This window comes from Streptomyces typhae (genome assembly GCF_009755605.1).
GTDB classification, from domain to species: domain Bacteria; phylum Actinomycetota; class Actinomycetes; order Streptomycetales; family Streptomycetaceae; genus Streptomyces; species Streptomyces typhae.
The window spans coordinates 44401-63208 of record NZ_WPNZ01000009.1 but is presented as its reverse complement, the minus strand read 5'-3'; the positions used below and the strand labels follow the sequence as shown (position 1 = coordinate 63208).

Sequence of the window (18808 nt, the reverse complement as noted above, 5' to 3'; positions counted from 1 at the left end):
GAACGGTTGCGCGGGGTCCGCGCCGGGGGGCGCACCACGGGGACGCACCACCGCGCGTGCCCGCCCGCGACGCGGGCAAGGGTCCCCTGAGCGACGCAGATCACCGCATCGCTGGCTACAGTGCGGCGGGGTAAGTGGGTAGTCTCAGACGGACTGCATAAGTTACCGCTTAGTAACAGCCCGCCCCCCAGCCCTGCCCCCGACCGCTGGGACTGCCCACCCTCGCAGGCCCGAGGAGCCCCGAAATGCAACTCGCCGCGATCATCGTGTCGCTGGTCCTCATCGCAGTCGGCGTCGCCCTGTTCGGCCGTGCCATCCTGCAGATCTTCCGCTTCATGATGCTCGGCAGGCCGGTGCCCGCCGGGTCCAGGAGCGACGATCCCGTACTGCGGACCCTCACCGTGGCCAGGGAGTTCCTCGGCCACACCCGGATGAACCGCTGGGGCGTCGTCGGTGTCGCGCACTGGTTCGTGGCGGTGGGCTTCTTCTCGCTGCTGCTCACGATCGTGAACGCCATCGGCCAGCTCTTCCAGGCCGACTGGATGCTGCCGCTCGTCGGCGACTGGGCGCCGTACAACGTCTTCGTCGAGTTCCTCGGCACGATGACCGTGCTCGGCATCCTCACCCTCATCGTGATCCGGCAGCTGAACAGGCCGGACCGGCCGGGCCGCAAGTCCCGCTTCGCGGGCTCCAACACCGGCCAGGCGTACTTCGTCGAGTCGGTCATCCTCATCGTCGGCGTCTGTATCTTCACGCTGCACGCCCTGGAGGGCGCCCAGCACCACGTGGACGGCTACGAGGCCTCGTTCTTCCTCTCGTACCCCTTGGTGTCGGCGTTCCAGAACCTGGACGTCACGACCCTCCAGAACCTCACCTACTTCTTCGCGGGCCTGAAGATCGCCACGTCCTTCATCTGGATGATCACGGTCGCCCTGAAGACCGACATGGGGGTGGCCTGGCACCGCTTCCTGGCCTTCCCCAACATCTGGTTCAAGCGCAACGCCGACGGCGCCACCTCGCTCGGCGCGCTGCTGCCGATGACGTCCGAGGGCAAGGAGATCGACTGGGAGGACCCGGACGAGGACACCGTCTTCGGCGTCTCCCAGGTCGAGCAGTTCTCCTGGAAGGGCCTGCTCGACTTCTCCACCTGCACCGAGTGCGGCCGCTGCCAGTCGCAGTGCCCCGCCTGGAACACCGGCAAGCCGCTCTCCCCCAAGCTCCTCATCATGTCGCTGCGCGACCACGCGCACGCCAAGGCCCCGTACCTGCTCGCGGGCGGCGGCAAGTCGATGGAGGGCGAGGAGAAGGCCACCGCCGAGCAGCTCGCCGACGTCCCCGCCGCCGCCCTCGCGGAGGCCGAGCGCCCGCTGATCGGCACCCTGGAGGAGAACGGCGTCATCGACCCGGACGTCCTGTGGTCGTGCACCACCTGCGGCGCCTGCGTCGAGCAGTGCCCGGTCGACATCGAGCACATCGACCACATCGTCGACATGCGCCGCTACCAGGTGATGATCGAGTCCGCGTTCCCGTCCGAGGCGGGCACGATGCTCAAGAACCTGGAGAAGAAGGGCAACCCCTGGGGCCTGGCGAAGAAGCAGCGCCTGGAGTGGACGAAGGAGGTCGACTTCGACGTCCCGGTCGTCGGCAAGGACATCGAGGACCTCACCGAGGTCGAGTACCTCTACTGGGTCGGCTGCGCGGGCGCCCTGGAGGACCGCGCGAAGAAGACCACGAAGGCCTTCGCCGAACTCCTGCACATGGCGGGCGTGAAGTTCGCGATCATGGGCGGCGACGAGAAGTGCACCGGCGACTCCGCCCGCCGCCTCGGCAACGAGCCGCTGTTCCAGCAGCTCGGCGCGGAGAACGTGATGTCCCTGAACGCCGCCTTCGGCGAGGAGCTCGACGACGACGGCAAGGTCACCGACGAGTCGCGGAAGCCGCAGTCCGCGAAGAAGATCGTCGCGACCTGCCCGCACTGCCTCAACACCCTCGGCAACGAGTACCCGCAGCTCGGCGGCGACTACGAGGTCATCCACCACACCCAGCTGCTCCAGCACCTCATCGACGAGGGCAAGCTGATCCCGGTGACCCCCGTCGAGGGCCTGATCACGTACCACGACCCGTGCTACCTGGGCCGCCACAACAAGATCTACACGCCGCCGCGCGAGATCATGGACAAGGTCCCGGGCCTGCGCCAGCAGGAGATGCACCGCCACAAGGAGCGCGGCTTCTGCTGCGGCGCCGGCGGCGCGCGGATGTGGATGGAGGAGCGCATCGGCAAGCGCGTCAACAACGAGCGCGTCGACGAGGCCCTCTCCCTCAACCCGGACATCGTCTCGACCGCCTGCCCCTTCTGCCTGGTCATGCTCACCGACTCGGTCAACGGCAAGAAGAACGACGGTGCGGCGAAGGAGTCGCTCCAAGTCGTGGACGTCGCCCAACTGCTCCTCGACTCGGTGAAGACGCCGGTGGACCCGGCGGGCGAGACGGCGTCGGCGGACGCGCCGGAGCCGGAGCCGGTGAAGTAGGAAGCCGGAGCCGTTGCAGTAGGAAGCCGGAGCCGTTGGCCCATGCACAGCGTGGGGGCCGGTCCCGCCTCAGTGTCTGAGAGCGGGACCGGCCCTCCGCTGTCCGCGCTGGGTGCTTCAGCCCGTCCGGCGTCCGACGACGAGCGCGCGGCGCGACACCCGGCAACGCCCTGAAGGGCCCCCTCCGGCTGAAGGGCCCCCGCCGGGGTTCAGGGCGCGACCCTGCCCAGCCCGAAGCGGTCAGTGCTCACGGCTCCACCACCCGCAGGGCCTCGGCCGTGAGGAGCAGGGCGCGCAGATGGGCCGGGTCGCACAGCGCGCCGGGGGCCGACGGCGGTACGACCCAGCGCGTCAGCATCGACACCGGCCGCCCGAGGCGCGGCACACCGAGGAACGTGTTGGTGCTGAGCCGCTCCTCGGCCCCGTTCCACGGGGCGCCGGTGGCAATGAGGACGTAGTACGGCCCGAGCCCGCTGCGGATGTCACGGATGACCGGCCCCGCGAGCCAGCCCCCCAGAAAGTCGGCCACCGTCCCGGGTTCACTGCTGTTGACGGCGGCATGTATGCGTTCGGCGGATACGCGGATGGCGTCGAAGCGCCGCCCCAGAGGGAGCAGGGCCATCCCCCGCTCCGCCCACGCGGCATGAACCGCGTCCGGAACCGGGTCGGCTCCCGCGAGCCAGGCGGAGAGCAGTTGCTTGTTGCCGTTGAGCGTGGTCATCGGGGCACCCTCGACTTCACGGTGATCGGTGTCACTTCCATGAAGGTAGGCGTACCCACACCCGACCGGTGACTGGTGACCGGTATCCGGTCATGTCTGGTCGGGGGCGGCGCGGTGCGGTGTGGTGCGGCGCGGTGCGGTGCGGCGCGGTGCGGTGCGGCGCGGTGCGGTGTGGTGCGGTGCGGTGTGGTGCGGTGCGGTGTGGTGCGCCGCGGTGCGGCGCGGGCCATTCAGGGCGGGGGCACCTTCCGAGGTGCGGTCGATCGCCACGTGGCACTTCAGCCGCCCCCGCGCGGTGACGAGCGCCGACTTCGACGGCGACGACCTCGCCGTGTCGTACGGCGGCGGCGGCGAGATCCAGGGCACCCGCGTCCTCGGCCGGACGGGCTCCGACACCGGCGCGGGTACGGGAGCAGACGCTGCCGCAGGCGCGGGCTCAGGCGTACGCGGATTCGCCGAGAAGCGGTGCACGCCGGACCAGGCCACCGCCCACCACGTCACAGTCCGCCCCCCCCGGGCCCCTCCCCACTCCCTCAACTCCCCCACACGCACAAGCACAAGCCCCCGCCCACAAGGACCACGGGCCCGCACCTCCCGGCGCGGGCCCGCACCCTTTCCCCCGTTCCCCCGTGCTCCCCCGTGCCCCCGTTGTCCCCCGTGCTCCCCCGTGACCGCCCGGCGAACGCACCACCGGAGCGGGGCCTCAGCGCAGCTCGCTCCCCCTGTCACGGCCCGTCCGAGACCAAGGCCCCGGCGGTTCCGACGACGTCCCTTGTCGGCCATCGCGTCTTCCGTTCATGCCCAGAGCATGTGCCGCGCCGCTCCCGTCACTCGCCACCCCGCCCCATCCGGCCGGATTTCAACGGAAGTTACGCCGAATACGCCCCCTTGCAGATCTCCGGACCCTCAAGGTCACAACACGGCAACTCCCCACCTCCGCCACGCAACCTTCACACCCCGTCGCCGGTCTCCCCTGCGCCACGGTCCAGTCCGACGCGCATCTGAACCCGAGGCCAAGCCCTGGCGAACGTGAACACATCCACCGGCACCGCAGGAGAAGACCACCGCATGGCTCAGCTCAAGCGCACCGCCTCCGGCGAATCCCGCCCCCACAGATCAGGCCGACTCCGCCTCGTCGCGGCGACCGCGGTGGCCGCGGCGCTGTCAGGCGGCCTGCTCACAGTCAACGCGACCCCGGCGACCGCGGCCCCCCGCACACCGACCACGCCCGCCGCGCTCACCGCGTCCACCGCACCCGCTCCCAACCCCGCCCTCCCCGCCTCCGACGCCGACTTCAACGGCGACGGCCGCGCGGACATCGCCGCGTCCGCCGCCTTCACCTACGTGGGCGGCAAGAAGCACGCGGGCGCCGTCGTCGTCACGTACGGCAAGACGGGCGGTACCGGTCGCAGCGTGGCGTACACGCAGAACAGCCCCGGCGTGCCGGGCAGCGCCGAGAAGGGCGACATCTTCGGCAACGAAACGGCGTACGGGGACTTCGACGGCGACGGCTACGACGACCTCGTGGCCAGCGCGGGCGGCGAGGACGTCGGCAGCGACAAGGACGGCGGCATGGCCACCGTCCTGTGGGGCTCCCCGAGCGGCCTCAAGGGCGGCACCGTCCTGAAGGACCCGCGCCCGGCGCAGCACGACGGGTTCAGCGAGATCCTCCAGGCCGGTGACTTCAACGGCGACGGCAAGGACGACCTGGCCCTCGCCACCGGTACGACAGCGGTCGTCGACGTCTTCCGCGGCGGCTTCACCCGCTCCGGGCGGACCGGCGGGCACTCCACCGTCAAGGCGCCCGTACACAGCGAGGGCCAGAACGGCGTACGGCAGCTGCACTCCGGCGACGCCGACGGCGACGGCAAGGAAGACCTGATCGTCAACGGCTACGAGCGGGACACACCGCAGGGCTACAACGCCAACTTCTGGCTTCCCGGGTCCGCTTCGGGCCCCCGCGCGTCGCGCGCCCAGAAGCTCCCCGCGGGTGTCATCACCGACCTCGGTGACACCGACAAGGACGGCTACGAGGACGTCGTCATCGGCAACGCCTGGGACTCCGGCATCCCCGGCTCGGCCCGCGGCGGCGCGGTGCACATCCTGCACGGCGCGGCGACCGGCCCGGCGTACGGCGAGTGGGAGAAGTTCACGCAGAACACCTCCGGCGTCCCGGGCAGCGGAGAGAAGGGCGACAGCTTCGGCCACGAGTTCGACCTCGGGGACATCGACGGCGACGGCAACCTCGACCTCGCGGTCGGCGCCCCGGGCGAGACCATCGACGGCGTGGCGGACTCCGGCGCGGTGACGGTCCTCTACGGCGCCGCCGACGGCTCCGGCATCACCACGCGCGGCGCGAAGCTGTTCACGCAGAACACCCCGGGCGTCCCCGACTCCGACGAGAAGTACGACTTCCTCGGCACGGACGTCCACATCGACGACCTGAACGGCGACGGCCGCGGCGATGTGATCGTGGGCGCGCACGGGGAGAACGGCGGCAACGGCGCGGTGTACCCCCTGCTCGCCCGCACCGACGGCACGCTGCGGGGCACCTCGGGGGTCTACCTCTCCACGGCGGGCCTCTCCGCGAGCGGCACCCCGCGCCTCGGCGCCAACTTCGCCGACTGACCACCCGCCCCGCGGCGCCAACTTCGCCGACGGACCACCCGCCCCTCGGCGCCAACTTCGCCGACGGACCACCCGCCCCTCGGCGCCAACTTCGCCGACCGACCACCCGCCCCTCGGCGCCAACTTCGCCGACCGACCACCCGCCCCTCGGCGCCAACTTCGCCGACGGACCACCCGCCCCTCGGCGCCGACTTCGCCGACGGACCACCCGCCCCTCCCCCGCAACAACCACCGGCCACCGCCGGACCGAGACCACCGGCCACCGCCGGACCAAGACCGCCGGCCCCCGCCACACCCCCGGGCGGGGGCCGGCCCACCCCCAGGAACCGGGAACCGACCATGCGCCTGCGCCCCACCCCCGCCCTCCTCACCCTCACCACCGCCCTGGCCGCCGCCACCCTCGCCCCGCTCGCCGGAGCCGCCCCGGCCGCCGCCGCCCCGGCCAAGTGGGCGGACGACTTCAACGGCGACGGCTTCCGGGACTACGTCACCCAGGAGTCGAACGGCTCCAACAAGGGCGGCGCAGTCCGCGTCACCTTCGGTACGGGCACCGGCCCGGGTCCCCGTTCCCAGGTCGTCGACCAGCGCAGCCCGGGGGTCCCCGGCGCCGACGAGCGCGGCGACGCGTGGGGCGAGCGGACCCGGGTCGCCGCCGACTTCAACCGCGACGGATACGGGGACCTCGTCGTCTCCGCCGTCGGCGAGAAGGTCGGCCGCAACCGCGGCCAGGGCACGGTGACCGTCCTCTGGGGCTCGTCCACCGGCCTTACGGGCGGCACCTCCGTCCCCAACGAGGCGGCCCGCGCCCAGCACGCCTTCGGCAGCGACCTGGCCGTCGGCGACTTCGACGGCGACGGCAGACAGGACCTCGCGGCCGTCAACGGCGGGGACGCCTACGTGTACAAGGGCGGCATCTCCCGTAGCGGGGTGGATGGTTCCGTGCGCCGCCTGCACAGGAGCGGCCTGACCGCCGACGACCTGGTCGCGGGCCGGGTCACCAAGGACTCCGCCACGGACCTCGTGATCGTCGGCAGCGTGCTCAAGAACGACGAGGAGGTCGCCGACGCCTGGTTCGTGAAGGGCGGCCGTACCCTCGCCCCGGGCAGGACGCTGCGCCTCGGCGCGTACGCGGTCGACAGCACGAGCGCGGTGATCGCCGACTTCGACAGGAACGGGTACGGGGACATCGCCATCGGCAACCAGGCCGACTCCGGCTACCGGGGCGCCGTCACGGTGTGGCGCGGGGGCAGCAGCGGGCCCGGCACCTCCGCCCGCGTCACCCAGGCCACGCGCGGCCTCGCCGGCACACCGGAGAAGGGGGACCGCTTCGGCGCCTCCCTCTCCGCGGACGACGTCAACGACGACGAGTACCCGGACCTCGCGGTCGGCGTCGACGGCGAGGACATCGACGGCAAGGACAGGGCGGGCGGCGTCCACGTCCTGCGCGGCAGCGGAAACGGCAGCCGCAGCGGCGGCGGGCTCACGGGCACGGGCTCGCGGTGGTTCGCCCGCGACACCCGCGGCATCCCCGGCCCCGTCAGCGAGGGCGACGGCTTCGGCGCCACGGTGCGGCTGCGCGACACCGACCTCGACGGTTACGCCGACCTGTACGTGGACGGCGCCTGGGGCGAGGTCCGCCTGCCGGGCTCGGCGTCAGGACCCAAGGCGTCCGGAGCGACGTCTCCGCCCGGTCGGATCACCGGCGGGATCACCGGCGGCATCCTCCAGTAGCCGAGCCGTGCACAACCCGGTGGCTGAGGCGCTGACCTGGGGTTGTCCCCTCCGGGTCCCCCTAGGGGTTGTCACAGGTCGGCCGCAAACCCGCTCTCCTCCACAGGAGGGACGACCCCGCCCCGCCAGACCAGGTACGTTCGATTCCGTGGCTGGATTCAGGAGCGGACGCGGCGGCCGGGACAACCGCGCACAGCAAGGACCCCGACAGGGACCGCACCAAGGGGGGCACCCGGGCCAGGGCGGCGGTCAGCAGGGGCCCCGGCAGGACCCGTACGGACAGCAGGCCCCCCAGGGCGGCCAGGCCCCGTACGGGTACCCGCCCGCGCACGGCGGCGGCCGCCCGGCCCAACCGCCGTACGGAGGCCAACCTCCCTACGGGGGGCCGGGCCCCGGCCAGTACGGCGGCGGCCCGCAGAGAAACCCCCAGGGCGGCGGCCAGCACCACGGGGGCGCGCAGCAGTGGCCGCAGCCTCCGGGGGGCCACGGCGAGCCGGAGTACTTCGGCGGCCAGGGCGGCCACCCCGCGGGGCACGGAGGGCACGGGGGCCACGGTGGCCAGGGAGGCCAGGGAGGCGGACAAGGCGGCCACGGCGGGCACGACCCGTACGCCGCCAACAACCCGGGCAACACCCAGGCCTTCTCCCTCGGCGAGGACCCGTACAACGACGCGGACACCTACCGCGCGGGCCAGGCCCCGCCCGGCCCCATCGGCCCGAAGCTGCACTGGAAGGACCTGCTGCGCGGCATCGTCCTGCGCCCGGTCCCGACCTTCCTGCAGATGCGGGACTACGCGATGTGGGTCCCGGCGGTCGTCGTCACGTTCCTCTACGGCCTGCTCGCCGTCTTCGGCTTCGACGAGGCCCGTGAGGACGTACTGAACGCCACGCTGTCCACGGCGATCCCCTACGTGCTCACCACGGGCGTGGCGATCTCCCTCAGCGCGTTCATCCTCGGCATCGTCACGCACTCCCTCGCCCGCCAGTTCGGCGGCGACGGCGCCTGGCAGCCGACGGTCGGTCTCTCCATGCTGATCATGGCGATCACGGACGCGCCGCGCGTCATCGTCGCCCTGTTCCTCGGCGGCGGCAACAACTTCGTCCAGCTCCTCGGCTGGGCCACCTGGCTGGCGGCGGGCGCGCTGCTCACCCTCATGGTGAGCAAGTCCCACGACCTGCCGTGGCCGCGGGCGCTCGGGGCGTCGGCGATCCAGCTCCTGGCGATCCTGTCGATCATCAAACTGGGTACGTTCTGACGCGCTTCCGTACGAGACGTCCGAGGCGTACGAGGTGTAGGAGACGTACGAGGCATACGAGACGTACAAGACGTACGAGGCATACGAGAAAGGGCTCCGGTGAGCACAAGCTCACCGGGGCCCTCGCACATGGCGGCCCTCGGTCCCCGTACGGGGTCAGGCGTCGAGAACCTGCCCCTGCCGCCGCACGACGGGCGGCTCGACGCTCCACGGGAAGTTGATCCACTCGTCGGTGCGCTTCCACACGTACTCGCACTTCACGAGCGAGTGGGACTTCTCATAGATGACGGCGGAGCGCACCTCGGCGACGGCGTCGAGGCAGAAGTCGTGCACCAGCTTCAGCGTCTTGCCGGTGTCGGCGACGTCGTCGGCGATGAGCACCTTCTTGTCGGTGAAGTCGATGGCGTTGGGCACCGGGGCGAGCATGACGGGCATGTCCAGGGTCGTCCCGACGCCCGTGTAGAACTCCACGTTCACGAGGTGGATGTTCTTGCAGTCGAGGGCGTACGCGAGGCCACCGGCGACGAAGACGCCGCCGCGCGCGATGCTGAGCACGATGTCGGGCTCGTACCCGTCGTCGGCGATGGTCTGCGCGAGTTCGCGCACGGCGCCGCCGAACTTCTCGTACGAAAGATTCTCGCGGACGTCACTCATGGAAGGGCTCACACCTGGGTCCGATGGAAGTTGAGGAAGGAACGGGAGGCGGTGGGGCCGCGCTGGTTCTGGTAGCGGGACCCGTACCGCTCGGACCCGTAGGGGGCCTCGGCGGCGGAGCTCAGCCGGAACATGCAGAGCTGCCCGATCTTCATGCCAGGCCACAGCTTGATGGGCAGGGTGGCGAGGTTGGACAGCTCCAGGGTCACGTGGCCGCTGAAGCCCGGGTCGATGAACCCGGCGGTGGAGTGGGTGACGAGCCCGAGCCTGCCGAGGCTCGACTTGCCCTCGAGGCGGGAGGCGAGGTCGTCGGGCAACGTGATGACCTCGTACGTCGAGGCGAGCACGAACTCCCCGGGGTGGAGGATGAACGGCTCGTCCCCCTCCGGCTCGACGAGCCGGGTCAGATCCGCCTGCTCGACGGAGGGGTCGATGTGCGGGTAGCGGTGGTTCTCGAACACCCGGAAGTAGCGGTCGAGGCGCACGTCGATGCTCGACGGCTGCACCATGGATTCGTCGTACGGATCGATCCGCACCCGTCCGGCGTCGATCTCGGCCCGGATGTCCTTGTCTGAGAGAAGCACGCACCGAGGATACGCAGAGCGCGCGGGGCCGCCCCAATCGGACGGGCCCCGCGCGCCACGGTCACGGCACGCCGTGCGCGCCGCGACTGCGTCAGTCGCCCCTGGTCGTTCCCGTCTACCGCTTCGCCAAGGTCACCGGCACAGCGTGCCGGAGCCGGGCGCAGCGGGGACACCGGATGAGCCGGCCGGGACCGAGCCGGTCGGCCTGCTGCATCGGGAACGAAGCGGTGCTGAACACGTGCCCTTCGGCACAACGGACGACGGTGCGCTCCATCAAGTCCTCGAGTCCCTTCCCCAGAGCCGTAAAGAGAGCCGTCCTCCCGCGAACGGGGGCCGCATCCGGCCGACGGCGAAAGCCACATTACGGGATGAAAGGGACGCCACTCCAGGCGGCACTCCGTTCGCGTGCCCCCTCGCACGGGCCTCGCACGGACCCCTCACGGAACCCCTGCGCACACCCCGGCGGGGCCCGTCTCCGGCCACCCTCCGAACCGCCCCCGAGTCACCCCGAGGCGGCCCCCACCGTACGCCCCAACTCCCTTCGCCCGTAGTCACACCGACCCCACGCAGCGCAGCCGGGCCCCGGGGCGGGGGCGCCCGGGGCGTGCGATGAGGTAGAGTGTGCGACGGTACGAAACCGGGTCAACCGGGGTACTGCGCGGGTGTAGTTTAATGGTAGAACATCAGCTTCCCAAGCTGAGAGCGCGAGTTCGATTCTCGTCACCCGCTCCACGACGAAGGCCCAGGTCATCGACCCGGGCCTTTCTGCTGTCCGCTTCCGCTCAGCCGTCGCGTGCCACATCCGTGCCAGATGCCTGATCGTCCGGCTTCCGTGCCACAGCCCGGCGAGCCTTCCGAACACTCCGATCGAGCATCCCCGCGACCTCTTGCTGACGCTCCTCCTCGGAGTGCTGGTAGATCATCGCCGCCTTCTCGGACGACTGGCCGGCGCGGACCATCGTGTCCTTCAGGGTCGCACCGGACCGAGTGCCGGGGCCATGAAGGTGTGCGAGAGCCAGAAGCCGAACAGAGCGATCACGACGACGATCCACGTGCGGACGCCGAGGAACTTGACGGCTCCCCAGGCGAAGAGACCAAGGACGAAGACGAGCGGCAGGCTGACGGTCACGGTGATCGGTCCTTTCAGCGGACGGGGCAGCGGTGGGTCCGGGCGGCCAGTTCGGCGGCAGCGCGGCTGTCGTAGTCGGTGGAGAAGCCGCAGCGCGGGGCCGTGCAGGCGGCGGTGTGCTTCTCACGGCCACGGCCGTCGTACGACGTGCCGACCTGGACGGGACCGGTACGGGCGACGGAGCGGAAACGGCGGTTGGCGCTCATGTGGATCTCCCTTCAGGACGTTCAGAGCTTTCGGGCGTTCAGAGCTGAGCGGCGATGGCGTCGGCCATAGGCATCGGGACGCCGAGGCGGGCACGCAGGATCGTGGTGTCGATGGCAGTGCCGGTGCGGGTGTGGTGTTCGGTGGCGACTTTGCGGGCGTGGTCGACGAGGGCGGCCGGGACGGCAACGGTGGGCGGAGGGGTCGAGGTGGGGGTGGGCTCGGCGGCCGGTGGCGGCGGAAGCACCGGAATGAGATCGGGCGCGTCCTCCTGGTCGTCGACGCCCTCGGGGTCTTGCTCCCGGACCTCGTCGGGCGGTGTCGGCGTCGAGTGCGCGAGGAGCGTCCCGCCGAGGAAGGCGACCGCAGGCCAGCCCGCGACGAGGATGCGGAGCCAGGCCGGCACGTGGTTCATGTCGAGCAGTCCGGCGGTGGCGACGTTCGCGCCGAGGGAAGCCGCGAGCGCGATGACGAACCAGCACCAGCCCGCGGCTTTGGCGTCACCGGCCCGTAGCCGACGCCAGGCGGCGACGAGCAGCAGGTCGACCGAGATCGGATAGGCCCACGCTTTCCACCCGTCCTGTCCGGCCGCCGAGGCGACGTCGTGCAGGTGGGCGAAGGACAGGGCAGCGGCGATGACGGCTTGGACGAGTACCGCATCGATACGGGCCAGTTGGGCGCGCATGCTGCGGCTCCTTCCGGGTTTCAGGCATGGCAGGGGTAGGGACTTGGCGCGAGACGGTCACGCCGACCGGGGTGCAGGAGAGTGCGGCTCAGCCGGTGACCGGTCGCGGCCGTACAACCGAAGCCGGGGACTCGACCGGCTGCGCGGGCGCGGAGGGCCGGAAGGGCTTCAGCGCGGGCAGGTCGGGGACCATGTGGGCCGACGTGCGGCAGGTCTCGGCAGCGTCGGACAGCGAGAGATACGGCGTACGGATGCGGGACCAGCCGCCCGAGGTGTCACCGGCGACGGCGAGACCAGGTCGTTCGGCAGGGATGGCACAGGCAGCCGAGACGGCTTCGGGGGCGATGTCGCCGAGCGCCATTTTCGCGGAGGCTTCGTCGTTCACGCGGTGGCAGACGCGGCCGGTCAACTGGGCCCGGAGCATCGTGGCGCCCTTGCCGAGCTCGGCGCCGAACCGCTGCCCGCACACCTCCAGGTAGATACCGGCCGCACGACCGAGTTGGGCAAGCCGGATGAGCTGAGTGACCATCTCGTCCCGCCGCTCTTCCTCCTTCCTCGTGGCGACCAGGAAGAGTTCCGCCACTTCGTCGACGAACAGGACTACGGGCACGGGTCGTTCCTGCTCGGGAAGCCCCCAGATGTCGGAGGTGATCTCCTCGTTCGGCGTGCCCGGTGCGATCCTCTGGCGTGCCTTGATCAGGTCGTACCGGTCCTCCATCTCCTTGATGAGCACAGGCAACAACTCGGCAGCCTGCTCGGGATCGGTGGCGAGCGCCGACAGCCGCGAGGCGAAGGGCGCCAGCTCCACACCGCGCTTGCAGTCGATGCCGACCAAGGCGACGGGCTGCGGTGCGAGTCCGGCAACGAGATGCCGCAGGTACATGGACTTGCCCGACAGGGTGGCGCCCAGGGAGAGGCCGTGCGGCACCACGCGGTAGTCGCGTACGAACGGTGTGGCGTCTTCCCGCAGCGCTACGGGCACTTTCAGGAATCCGCCCACCGCTTTGCGCGGCATACGGACCTCTCGCAGCACGTCATAGCCGACGAGTCGCAGGTCGACCACGCCAGGCTTGACCGTGGTCACGTAGACGGCGTGAACTCCCCAGGTGTGCCGCAACCGTTCGGTCGAGGCGGCCACGTCGGCGGGTTCCTGGCCCGGTGCGAGCCGCAGACGGAGCCGTAAGCCGGTCGTGGTCGGGCGGATGATTCCGCGCCGAGGCGGTACGGGACGGATTTCCCCACGGGTCGTGGCCTTGACCGCCAAGACACGCAGTCGGGACGGCGTCACGGACAGGCCGCAGGCCTCCATGACCGAACCGTACGAGCTGAGCAGCCGGGCCGTGGACATCGGCAGGCCGACCGCAGACCAGTAGACCCCGGGGTGCTTGGCCCGGATGTAGGCAGCCCCACCGCCGAGTGCGGCGACAGGACCACCCACCTCCAGAAGCGTCGTCAGGTCGGTCATCAGGCCAAGGCCCCCATGGCGGCCGGGAAGGCGGCCGGAGTGACGGCGGCGCAGCGGTAGGCGATGCCGTGCCGTTGCTGGCCGTTGAAGACGCTCTCCCACGGTCGGGCGACGAGTCCCGGCAGCGAGACCGGCGCACCGAGCGTCAGCCCCTCGGACACTCCGCTCTCCGGGATGGTCACCTTGATCAGGGACGACTCGCCCTCCTCGATGTAGACGACGCCGATCGTCATCAGCGATTCACCGCTGGTGGCGTCCTTGGCGATCTCGCCGGTCTGGCGGTTGCGGACCTTGGGCTCGGGCGCCTCAGTGAGCAGGATCGTCGCGGCCGAGGTCTCCACGCGAATGGTTCGCAAGGTTCTTCCCATCTACTCGTCTATACAAGATGCGACGTTGGAACCCGATCTCCGGGAACGCCGTCCACTGTGCCACACAACTTGCCAACTCGTCTATACGAGTAGGCCTGTTGGCGTATACGAGTTCGGGGTGCGGACCACCGCGCGCCACAGTCGTCAGGCCGTCACGTGGCCGGGAGCTGGTACGACAGGACGTAGGCGTCCGCCGCCATGACGGTGTCGCAGACCTCCACGGCCCGCCCTTCCGTGTCGTACGCGGTGCGGACCAGGTGGATCACGGGTACACCGGAGGCCAGCCGGAGCGTCTTCACCTCGGACGGTGCGGGCATCCGCGCCCGGATCTCCTCGTCGAAGTGGTCGAGGTGGTGGCCCAGTTCTTCGAGGCGGGCGTAGATGCCGCCGGGGCCGGGATTGGGTTCGGCGATCTGCGTACCGCGTGCGATGTCGAGCGGGAGGTAAGAGGTGGCGAACTCGACCGGCCGGCCGTCGAGCAGATACCGACGCCGACGAGCGAGCACGCGCCGCACCGAGCCAAGGCGGGTGGAGATGTCCTGACTGGCCTTCGCCTCCTTGACCTCCAGGCTGTCCACCTGGGGGTGACTGCCCGCAGCGTCGGCCTCGACGATGAAGGCAGACTTGCCCTGCTCTCGGTGGCGCCGAGCGAAGCGGTCGGAGGCGAGCCGTCGCACGGGAGGCCGCGGTCGTACGAAGACGCCCTTGCCATGCTCGGCATGGACCAGGCCCTCACCCTGCAACACGGAGAAGGAGTTCCGAACGGTCATCCGGGATACGCCGTAGTGCTCGACGAGTTCGGCCTCCGAAGGCAGCTTTTCGCTCTCCTTGAATCGCCCACGGTCGATGGCCTCGCGCAGCTGGTCGGCGATCTGCCGAAAGACCGCACGATCACTCGTGGGGTCGATGTCGCCGAGCAGGCTCGGGAGTGACGTCACGTGTACTCCTTTAGGTATCTAGACGAGTGGGCGAGTGTTGTTGCTACGGTGGAAAGCCTAGCCATCCGAGAGGGTCGAGGACCGTGAGCACTGACCGTCCGCACTCCGTGAGTGTTGCCGGAGTCATCGTCGACGATCAGGATCGTGCCCTCCTGATCAAGCGCCAGGACAACGGCAAGTGGGAGCCCCCGGGCGGAATCCTCGAACGCGAGGAGACGATCCCCGAGGCCTTGCAACGCGAGGTCCTCGAAGAGACCGGAATCAAGATCGTGCTTCCGGCGACCCTCACCGGCATCTACAAGAACATGACGGGCTTGATCGTCTCCATGGTCTTCCGCTGCGAGGCCGCCGACGGTACGCCCACCACCGGCGACGAGACCCGAGCTCTGCGCTGGGCGACCCGCGAAGAAGTCACCGAACTCGCCGACGAGGCCTACGCGATCCGCGTCCTGGACGCACTCGGCGCGGCATCCCCGCCGGCCATTCGCGCCCACGACGGCGTGAAACTCGTCTAGCTCGAACCCGCTGCACATGGCGGCCTACCAGCACGAAGGAACTTGTATGCACGAGTATACGAGCACTATCCGAGCCTGGGGCCTCACTTGCCCAGGTTTCCCAGAAGAGGTCAGCCGGGCCCGACGCTGGACGCGGGACATCCTTCGTGACTCGCCCCTGGCGGATGACGCCGAACTGATCGTGAGCGAGCTGAGCGCGAACGCGATCCTGCACACAGCCAGCGGGCGTCAGTCCGGCAGCTTCTCCCTGGCCATCGAGGTATCCCCGCAGATGGTCGCGCTGTCGGTCACCGACAGCGGAGGCACGGGAACCGCCCCCAAGGCCGAGCACCAGGACGAAGAGGCTGAACACGGCCGGGGCCTGGACATGGTCAGCGCCATCGCGCACCGCGTCATCGTCAACGACAGCGACCACGGCCACACGGTCACCGCGGCTTTCTTCACCGAGGCCGGCAGGGGAGGCCAACTATGCGGCTGACCGAGTGCCGTCGCGGCTACTGGTGCGAGTGCTGGACGGAACCCATCACGAACGATCAGGCCGGGCTGCGGCTACGAGCATCCTTCGACGCCTACTCGGCACCGCAGGCGGATCGATGGGTAGCGGTGGCACTCCGCACGATCTCACCGGCTCTGAACACTCACGCCTCAGTCGAAGCCTGGGAGTGGCTGTACGAGGGTCGCGTCCGCACCCGCAGAGCTCTTCTCCAGATGCAGCCCTGCACGGTCTCAGTGACTCACGCGGACACACGCATCACCTGGACGATACGACCAGTCCTCTTCCTACCGCTCGCCCACCGTCAGGCGGCAGAACTCCCAGCCTGCGCACACGACTTCAAGCCCTGGCAGACGGGCTGAGTTACAACTTTCTCTACTGGTTCAAGGCGGCTCGCTCCGCTCACCGCGCGCGGCCCGGCCCCCGGCCGGGCCTGCGCTCCTGTCTCCGCCCCGCTCCAGCCCGGCCGACGCCCGTGCCGCGCTCAAAGCATGCAGCCACTTGATGCCAGAGATAAGAGGTACCTCGTGGCTGGGACGGTCGGCTCCACGGCTTTAGGCAGCCACTTTGGGGCGAGCCTCTAAGATCTTGGCCCCAACGTCGTGCTTTACCGGGCAGGTCCACAGACTGCCCGACGCGCCGGAAGCTTACGGGGCCAAGATAACTCGCTCCAAAGCAGCTCCAGCCCAAAGCAGCTCCGTCAACCTATTCGGCTACTGGTTTCCCCTCATAGATGAGAGCCCATTTACTCTTCCTGTCGCCTTGACCACCCTGGAGAACTACCCGGCCCTCATCTTTCAACAAATGCAAGGCGTACAGGGCCTGGCGCTCAGTAAGCCCCGTCGATTCCTGGATTGCACTCATATTCGCAGGTCCACCAGACAGCAAAGCTGCGATATTGTCGGCATTCACCCGCCTCGCGCCTGGCGCTCTCCGAGGTGACGATGCAGCAGCACCGGAACCGGGTACGTGCGAAGCCAAGGCTTCACTATCGGCCGACGTGTCGGGCTCCATAGGCAGTCTCTGCTGCTGTGGTGAATCTTCAGAATTGAGCATTTCGGACAACTGGTAAACACGTCCGCCACGCTCACCAACCGCCTCTGCCACTCTTGCATCCACCAAGCCAGCCAGGACGTTCCTAGCTTCCAAGGAGTCCATAGGGAATGCATCTCTGAGGGTCTTATTCGTCCACTTCACTCCATGACGCATGGCTACTGCCGCATGTCTCTGGATATCATTCAACGGTACCGCTGGCCGCAGGGAGGCCAACCACTCCAAATCCTCGGGCGCCAAGAGCGTGTGGTTTGGCACACGAACCGTGAAACGAACACCTTGATCGTGAAAACGAGGAGGCACCATCCCAGCCTCTCTGAGGCTTCTCAGAACAGTGGGAATCCCCGACGCCATAGCTTCGACAACGCGCTGATCGCGCGAGTAACGAACATTCTGACAGATACGGGTTAGGTATCCATTACGGGCGGAGGTAACCCCCGTCTTTCCCAAACGGTCGACTGTAAGACCCCATAGGCCCCCCGGATTGCTGAGAATGAGTTGACCGCTCTCCAACTTCAGCGTGATGGCTTCCCCAAGCGCATAGGGGCCAAGGTCACGATGCATTAGCGCATTGGAAAGCAACTCACGAACTGCCTCAATGGGGTACTCCGGCTCGTCCCGGCCGTGCCCATCTCGACCGAAACGCACACGGCTTCTCGTATTACGCTGCACCCATCTCAGCGCCTGATCGAGAATTAGCGGGATCGGCCCATCGAACCTTTTGGAGTCCACAGCGCGCGTGCCTACTGGATCATTCGGTCCTGGAGCTACGCTGGCTTGAATCACCAGGTTGGGAAAGTACTGCTGTGGATACAAACCCAGCGCCAATAGGCCCGCTACAGTGGGCGGCCCGCCTCGTTCCACCACAACACCGGTACGGAAAAGAACTTCCGTGTCCTGCATTCGCTCCAGGGCGGCCGACGATGACTTACACGTTTCAAGGTAAGACGACAGCAGAGTTTGATCGAGATCCTCGAAGGAGGCAGAAGATACTGCTTCCTGATCGAACCGCGGAGTATCTCGGTTCGCAATGAACGCCTGCTCCTCCAGAATCGATAGCTCATAGTCTCCGTCGTATGAGCGCAGATAAGCCTTTCCCGTACCCTTCACGCGGCACGGTTTGAGCGAAGTGGACAATTCATCGACCTGCGCAGCGACTACTGAACGCCCTTCAAAATCGAAGCTCCAGGACCGAGCGTTCAATGGGGGCTCCATGCCCGTCCGAGCAAGATTGGCGAGCGCTGCCTTGCAGGCTACAACGTCGTATACACCGACTGCGGAGAAGGTATCAGATTCATCCAGCCCGAAGATTAGCGTGCCACCCCCAGGAGTGTTAGCAAATGCCGACAATGTAGGTGCCAGCGTTTGAGGGAATCCGCCCGCGGCGAGCTTTACCTCTACTTCTGCAATATCGCTTCCCTCGCTACGCAGGTCAGCGATGATCGTTGTCAGCTCAGCTGTGTCCACAAGGCAAACCTACAAGGAGAGGTTGTAGGTCTACCAGACCCACAACCTCCAGCCCCCTTGCACTCAAGATAACAAAAAGATCACCTTTCAACCAAAACTTGGTCAAACTTGCTGGGGTTCTGGGCTCCTGGCGATACGCTCCGTCACCGGAGGTGCAGCGTAGCAACGGAGCGTATCGCCAGGAGCACCACTCACTTCGCTCGGCCGCTACAGAGAGTCAACACTCTGCGGCTCCAAGTCTCGCGAGTGCCAGCTCATCTACAAGTTCACCTACAAGTCTCGCCTGGTTGTAGGTGAACCTCCGTCGCGCACTAAGCGACTCCTCACGGGACTCCCCCATGCGGCCCTCCCTCACGCCCCCGGGTGGGCCCCTGAGTGGCCTTAGCACCA

18 protein-coding genes, 1 tRNA gene and 1 pseudogene are annotated in these 18808 nt (G+C 68.6%); 8 read left to right on the top strand and 12 right to left on the bottom strand.

What is annotated here, in order from left to right:
- The first annotated feature begins 245 nt into the window (after positions 1-245).
- A complete protein-coding gene (locus GPA10_RS17560) occupies positions 246-2528 on the top strand; it encodes a (Fe-S)-binding protein (protein ID WP_058852434.1) in 2283 nt (760 codons plus the stop codon).
- 247 nt (positions 2529-2775) lie between these two features.
- Here the strand turns inward: GPA10_RS17560 and GPA10_RS17555 are convergent, their stop codons facing one another.
- Positions 2776-3249: a hypothetical protein gene (locus GPA10_RS17555; RefSeq protein ID WP_058852435.1), complete on the bottom strand. Its 474-nt coding sequence runs from the start codon at positions 3247-3249 to the stop codon at positions 2776-2778.
- Between the two features lie 90 nt (positions 3250-3339).
- On the bottom strand, positions 3340-3615 hold the full coding sequence (locus tag GPA10_RS17550; protein ID WP_157166363.1) for a hypothetical protein: 276 nt from the start codon (positions 3613-3615) through the stop codon (positions 3340-3342).
- 702 nt (positions 3616-4317) lie between these two features.
- On the opposite strand from GPA10_RS17550, the gene GPA10_RS17545 reads away from it, so the two are divergent.
- The 3 genes from GPA10_RS17545 to GPA10_RS17535 all read left to right on the top strand — a co-directional run bounded on the left by GPA10_RS17545 (position 4318) and on the right by GPA10_RS17535 (position 8863).
- Positions 4318-5877, top strand: a complete 1560-nt coding sequence (locus GPA10_RS17545; RefSeq protein WP_157166362.1) for an FG-GAP-like repeat-containing protein — start codon at positions 4318-4320, stop codon at positions 5875-5877.
- 339 nt (positions 5878-6216) lie between these two features.
- Positions 6217-7608 carry an FG-GAP repeat domain-containing protein gene (locus GPA10_RS17540; RefSeq protein ID WP_157166361.1) on the top strand — a complete coding sequence of 464 codons (1392 nt, stop codon included), beginning with the start codon at positions 6217-6219 and terminating at the stop codon, positions 7606-7608.
- 148 nt (positions 7609-7756) lie between these two features.
- Complete coding sequence (locus GPA10_RS17535; RefSeq protein ID WP_343041020.1) at positions 7757-8863, top strand: Yip1 family protein; 1107 nt, start codon at positions 7757-7759, stop codon at positions 8861-8863.
- Positions 8864-9019: 156 nt separating this feature from the next.
- Here GPA10_RS17535 and GPA10_RS17530 read toward each other — a convergent pair whose 3' ends face one another.
- Positions 9020-9517: a phosphoribosyltransferase gene (locus GPA10_RS17530; RefSeq protein ID WP_058852438.1), complete on the bottom strand. Its 498-nt coding sequence runs from the start codon at positions 9515-9517 to the stop codon at positions 9020-9022.
- A gap of 8 nt (positions 9518-9525) precedes the next feature.
- Positions 9526-10101 (bottom strand): dCTP deaminase, encoded by a 576-nt coding sequence (dcd, locus tag GPA10_RS17525; protein WP_058852439.1) that lies wholly within the window; start codon positions 10099-10101, stop codon positions 9526-9528.
- 658 nt (positions 10102-10759) lie between these two features.
- On the opposite strand from dcd, the gene GPA10_RS17520 reads away from it, so the two are divergent.
- Positions 10760-10833, top strand: a tRNA-Gly gene (locus tag GPA10_RS17520).
- Between the two features lie 50 nt (positions 10834-10883).
- Here the strand turns inward: GPA10_RS17520 and GPA10_RS44275 are convergent.
- From GPA10_RS44275 to GPA10_RS17490, 7 genes and pseudogenes are all read right to left on the bottom strand, one after another.
- Positions 10884-11102: pseudogene (locus GPA10_RS44275) on the bottom strand (tyrosine-type recombinase/integrase); the annotation flags it as partial.
- Positions 11069-11230: a hypothetical protein gene (locus GPA10_RS17515; protein WP_246259421.1), complete on the bottom strand. Its 162-nt coding sequence runs from the start codon at positions 11228-11230 to the stop codon at positions 11069-11071. The gene GPA10_RS17515 and the pseudogene GPA10_RS44275, both read right to left, overlap by 34 nt.
- A gap of 14 nt (positions 11231-11244) precedes the next feature.
- Complete coding sequence (locus tag GPA10_RS17510) at positions 11245-11436, bottom strand: mobile element transfer protein (protein ID WP_157166360.1); 192 nt, start codon at positions 11434-11436, stop codon at positions 11245-11247.
- A gap of 38 nt (positions 11437-11474) precedes the next feature.
- A complete protein-coding gene (locus GPA10_RS17505; protein WP_157166359.1) occupies positions 11475-12119 on the bottom strand; it encodes a DUF2637 domain-containing protein in 645 nt (214 codons plus the stop codon).
- An 88-nt stretch (positions 12120-12207) separates the two neighbouring features.
- Positions 12208-13584: an FtsK/SpoIIIE domain-containing protein gene (locus GPA10_RS17500; protein ID WP_157166358.1), complete on the bottom strand. Its 1377-nt coding sequence runs from the start codon at positions 13582-13584 to the stop codon at positions 12208-12210.
- Entirely contained in the window at positions 13584-13940 is a 357-nt protein-coding gene (locus tag GPA10_RS17495; protein WP_157166357.1) for an SCO3933 family regulatory protein, read from the bottom strand. Before GPA10_RS17495 ends, GPA10_RS17500 begins: the two co-directional genes overlap by 1 nt.
- Positions 13941-14104: 164 nt before the next feature.
- Complete coding sequence (locus GPA10_RS17490; protein WP_343041017.1) at positions 14105-14890, bottom strand: GntR family transcriptional regulator; 786 nt, start codon at positions 14888-14890, stop codon at positions 14105-14107.
- A gap of 107 nt (positions 14891-14997) precedes the next feature.
- On the opposite strand from GPA10_RS17490, the gene GPA10_RS17485 reads away from it, so the two are divergent.
- Genes GPA10_RS17485 through GPA10_RS42505 form a run of 3 tightly spaced genes read left to right on the top strand, consistent with a single transcriptional unit; the run spans position 14998 to position 16260 of the window.
- Positions 14998-15405, top strand: coding sequence for an NUDIX hydrolase (locus GPA10_RS17485; protein ID WP_343041077.1), 408 nt, complete (start codon positions 14998-15000; stop codon positions 15403-15405).
- Positions 15406-15451: 46 nt separating this feature from the next.
- Positions 15452-15883: an ATP-binding protein gene (locus GPA10_RS17480; protein WP_157166507.1), complete on the top strand. Its 432-nt coding sequence runs from the start codon at positions 15452-15454 to the stop codon at positions 15881-15883.
- On the top strand, positions 15874-16260 hold the full coding sequence (locus tag GPA10_RS42505) for a hypothetical protein (RefSeq protein WP_246259343.1): 387 nt from the start codon (positions 15874-15876) through the stop codon (positions 16258-16260). The genes GPA10_RS17480 and GPA10_RS42505 overlap by 10 nt, the downstream gene beginning before the upstream one ends.
- Before the next feature lie 343 nt (positions 16261-16603).
- On the opposite strand, the gene GPA10_RS17475 is transcribed toward GPA10_RS42505, so the two are convergent.
- Positions 16604-18418: an ATP-binding protein gene (locus GPA10_RS17475; protein WP_157166356.1), complete on the bottom strand. Its 1815-nt coding sequence runs from the start codon at positions 18416-18418 to the stop codon at positions 16604-16606.
- Between the last annotated feature and the right edge of the window lie 390 nt (positions 18419-18808).

What these genes read in the sequence shown, in the direction of transcription:
- GPA10_RS17510 (WP_157166360.1), bottom strand. Translation starts at nt 11,436, where the DNA reads ATGAGCGCCAACCGCCGTTTCCGCTCCGTCGCCCGTACCGGTCCCGTC.
- GPA10_RS17505 (WP_157166359.1), bottom strand. Translation starts at nt 12,119, where the DNA reads ATGCGCGCCCAACTGGCCCGTATCGATGCGGTACTCGTCCAAGCCGTC.
- GPA10_RS17545 (WP_157166362.1), top strand. Translation starts at nt 4,318, where the DNA reads ATGGCTCAGCTCAAGCGCACCGCCTCCGGCGAATCCCGCCCCCACAGA.
- GPA10_RS42505 (WP_246259343.1), top strand. Translation starts at nt 15,874, where the DNA reads ATGCGGCTGACCGAGTGCCGTCGCGGCTACTGGTGCGAGTGCTGGACG.
- GPA10_RS17555 (WP_058852435.1), bottom strand. Translation starts at nt 3,249, where the DNA reads ATGACCACGCTCAACGGCAACAAGCAACTGCTCTCCGCCTGGCTCGCG.
- GPA10_RS17480 (WP_157166507.1), top strand. Translation starts at nt 15,452, where the DNA reads ATGCACGAGTATACGAGCACTATCCGAGCCTGGGGCCTCACTTGCCCA.
- GPA10_RS17560 (WP_058852434.1), top strand. Translation starts at nt 246, where the DNA reads ATGCAACTCGCCGCGATCATCGTGTCGCTGGTCCTCATCGCAGTCGGC.
- GPA10_RS17530 (WP_058852438.1), bottom strand. Translation starts at nt 9,517, where the DNA reads ATGAGTGACGTCCGCGAGAATCTTTCGTACGAGAAGTTCGGCGGCGCC.
- GPA10_RS17500 (WP_157166358.1), bottom strand. Translation starts at nt 13,584, where the DNA reads ATGACCGACCTGACGACGCTTCTGGAGGTGGGTGGTCCTGTCGCCGCA.
- GPA10_RS17540 (WP_157166361.1), top strand. Translation starts at nt 6,217, where the DNA reads ATGCGCCTGCGCCCCACCCCCGCCCTCCTCACCCTCACCACCGCCCTG.